Here is a 2,731-nt window from a genome sequence, read left to right as displayed (position 1 = left end):
CTGCGACATGGTCTCCTCGGTGTTCAGCGGGCGGATCTCGCTGACCGACCGGACCAGCGTCGTCTTGCCGACGCCGAAGCCGCCGGTGACGACGATCTTCAGCCCGTTGTCGGCGGTGCTGCTGAGGCGCCGGTCCTGGCGCGGCCGCTGCCGCTGTTCAGAGGTTTCGGAGTCCAACGAGCACCTGCTCCAGGATGTCGTGATCGGGAAGGCGGTACGGGGCGGGGCGCGGGTGCCGTGCGCTGATCCGGCCCGTGTCGTGCAGGTCGGTCAGGAGGATGCGGGTGATCGAGACGGGCAGCCCGAGGCCCGCCGCGACCTCCACCACGGCCGTCGGATAGCGGCACATGCGCAGGATCGCGGCGTGCTCGGACTGCATGCCGGGGACCGGGTCGCTCTCGGCGACGATCAGCGTCACCAGGTCGAACGCGGTGGAGCCGGCGCGGGTGCGGCCTCCGGTGAGGGTGTAGAGCCGGTCGGGGGACTCGTCGCGACCCGGCCTGACGCGGCTCATCCCCGGGGCCTCGCGACGAGGTGCTCGCCCAGCTGCTCGACCAGCTCGGTCATGTTGTGCCCGACGAGCCCGGCGTCGGCGTCCTCGTCCGCGATCAGGGCGAGGTGGGCGCCCTCACCCGCCTCGACGATGAAGAGGATGCCGCCGTAGAACTCGGCCATGGCGGAGCGGACCCCGCCCGTGCCGTCGCCGAACTCGACCGAGGCGCCGTGCGAGAGGCTCTGGATGCCGGCGGCGATGGCGGCGAGCTGGTCGGCCTGGTCGACGGAGAGCCCGGGCGTACGGCAGAGCTTGAGGCCGTCGCGGGAGAGCACCAGGGCGTGCCGGGTTCCCGGGGTGCGTTCCAGCAGCCCCTCCAGGAGCCAGCTCAGCTTCTCGTCGGTGGTGGTGCCGGTCATGCGGGACTGCCTTCCGGGTACGGGGGGTTCGAGGACGGCGGCGTGGTCGGTGCGGCCGTCGCGGCGGAGGTGCCAGGGGGAACAGGGGGAACGGACGGGGCCGAGGGGGTCTCAGGAGTGGCGGGGGCCTGTGGGGCCTCGACGTCCTGCGGGGCCTTCGAGGCCCCTGGGACGGCCGGTGTCTCCGGGGTTCCGGCCGGCTCCGGGCGGTCGTCGTCCGGGGCCGGGCCCGTTCCCCGTACGGCGCGGTGGAAGCCGCCGAACCGGGCGGAGGTCCTGGCCGCCCCGCCGGTCCGGGGAGCCGCGTCCCGGGCCGGGGCGGGGGACGGCTCGGCGTGCTTGAGGTGCGCGGCCAGTGTCCGGCCGCGCCGGCGGCGGGGGAGGGGCACCTCATCCGTTCCGTCCGGGTCCGGCTCTCCCGGACCGTCGGCGGCCCCCGCCGCGGGGGAGTCCCGAGGGGCCTCGTGCTCGGGCTCCGGCTCCGGCGCCGAAGCGGTGGTCCGGGGGGAGGGAAGGGCTCGCGCGCCACCGCCGGCCACGGGCAGCGGGGCCCCGCCCGCCGGGGCGGCGGCGGTCTCGGGGGAACGGCTGATGAGCTCCTGCGGGATCATCAGGACGACACCGGTGCCGCCGCGCGCCGAGGGGCGGAACGACACGGTGAGGTGGTGCTTGCGGGCCAGCCGGCCGACCACGTGGAGGCCGAGGCGGGTGCCCGAGAGGCCGGCCAGGTCCTGCGCCGCCGCCCCGACGGCGGCTTCCGCCCGGCGCAGCTGCACGTCGCTCATCCGCAGGCCGCTGTCCTCGACGGTCACGACGACGCCCGCCGGCACCTCCTCCACGTACACGTGCACCTCGGACGTGGGAGGGGAGAAGTTGGCCGCGTTGTCGAGGAGTTCGGCGAGCGCGTGCATGACGCCCTCGGCCGCGTGCCCGGCGACCGCGGCCTCGCAGTGCGAGTGGAGCCGTACACGCTGGTATCCGGCGATGCGGCCCATGGCGCCGCGCAGGATCGACTCCATGACGATCGGGCGTGCCCAGCGCCGGCCGGACCGGGCGCCGGTGAGCACCGCGACGGAGTCGGCGAGCCGGCCCGCCTGGGCGGTGCGGTGGTCGAGGTGCAGCAGGTCGGTGAGGACGTCCTCGTCGGCGTGCCGGTGCTCCATCTCCCGCAGGTCGGCCATCATGCTCGTGGCCAGCGCCTGCATGCGTCCGGCGGCGTTCGCGGCGGCGGCCATGGCGGCGGAGCGGGCGGACTCGGCCCGGCGGAGCCGGTCCCGCAGCCGCTCGGTCTCGGCCCCGAGGCCGGCGGCGACGCGCTCCCGCTCGGCCTCGTGGGAGCGGAGAAGCTCCTCCACCTGTGCCGCGTGCGCGGTGGCCGCGGCGGCCGTCTCCGCCCGGTGACGCTCCTTCAGGGCGGCGAGCTCGCGTTCGGCGGCGGCGGTCCGCTGGGCGGCGTACGCGTCCTGGGAGGCGACCTGGGCGGCGAGCCGCTCGGCCTTCCTCGCGAGCGCGCGTGCCGTGCGCCCGTACCAGGTGACGGCGAAGGCGGCGGCCGACAGCAGGACGACGCCGCAGACGGCGAACCAGCCGAGCGCGGGCCGGACCCCGGCCGGCGCGGCCGACACCGCCGCGGCCGCGAGGGCTCCTCCCGCGGCGGCCGTCAGAAGGGAGGCGGTCAGGGCAGGGCGGAAGGGGGTGGAGGACGCCGACATCAACCGACTCTCAAGCGGGCACTGGTAAGGGTTCGCGCTCGCACTATAGAGGCGCTCTTGATCAGTTCGGAACTCTCACGATCGGATCACTGTTCGGCGGTGCGCAT

3 protein-coding genes and 1 pseudogene are annotated in these 2,731 nt (G+C 75.5%); all 4 read right to left on the bottom strand.

The annotated features are described in order from the left end of the window. A pseudogene (locus RIF68_RS33535) lies at positions 1 to 177 on the bottom strand (ATP/GTP-binding protein); the annotation flags it as partial. Continuing rightward, the gene (locus tag RIF68_RS33530; protein ID WP_309055243.1) at positions 158 to 514 is read right to left on the bottom strand and encodes a DUF742 domain-containing protein; all 357 of its coding nucleotides are present in this window, start codon (positions 512 to 514) and stop codon (positions 158 to 160) included. The gene RIF68_RS33530 and the pseudogene RIF68_RS33535, both read right to left, overlap by 20 nt. After that, positions 511 to 912: a roadblock/LC7 domain-containing protein gene (locus RIF68_RS33525; protein ID WP_309055242.1), complete on the bottom strand. Its 402-nt coding sequence runs from the start codon at positions 910 to 912 to the stop codon at positions 511 to 513. Before RIF68_RS33525 ends, RIF68_RS33530 begins: the two co-directional genes overlap by 4 nt. Next, a complete protein-coding gene (locus RIF68_RS33520) occupies positions 909 to 2,624 on the bottom strand; it encodes an ATP-binding protein (protein ID WP_309055241.1) in 1,716 nt (571 codons plus the stop codon). Before RIF68_RS33520 ends, RIF68_RS33525 begins: the two co-directional genes overlap by 4 nt. Between the last annotated feature and the right edge of the window lie 107 nt (positions 2,625 to 2,731).

It is taken from the genome of Streptomyces sp. (assembly GCF_031178505.1).
Lineage (GTDB): Bacteria > Actinomycetota > Actinomycetes > Streptomycetales > Streptomycetaceae > Streptomyces > Streptomyces gulbargensis.
Note: the sequence above shows the minus strand (reverse complement) of the source record. Positions and strands in the feature narration are given on the sequence as shown.

Bases quoted from the DNA above. Each gene is read 5' to 3' on its own strand.
- RIF68_RS33530 (WP_309055243.1), bottom strand. From the start codon at position 514: ATGAGCCGCGTCAGGCCGGGTCGCGACGAGTCCCCCGACCGGCTCTAC.
- RIF68_RS33525 (WP_309055242.1), bottom strand. From the start codon at position 912: ATGACCGGCACCACCACCGACGAGAAGCTGAGCTGGCTCCTGGAGGGG.
- RIF68_RS33520 (WP_309055241.1), bottom strand. From the start codon at position 2,624: ATGTCGGCGTCCTCCACCCCCTTCCGCCCTGCCCTGACCGCCTCCCTT.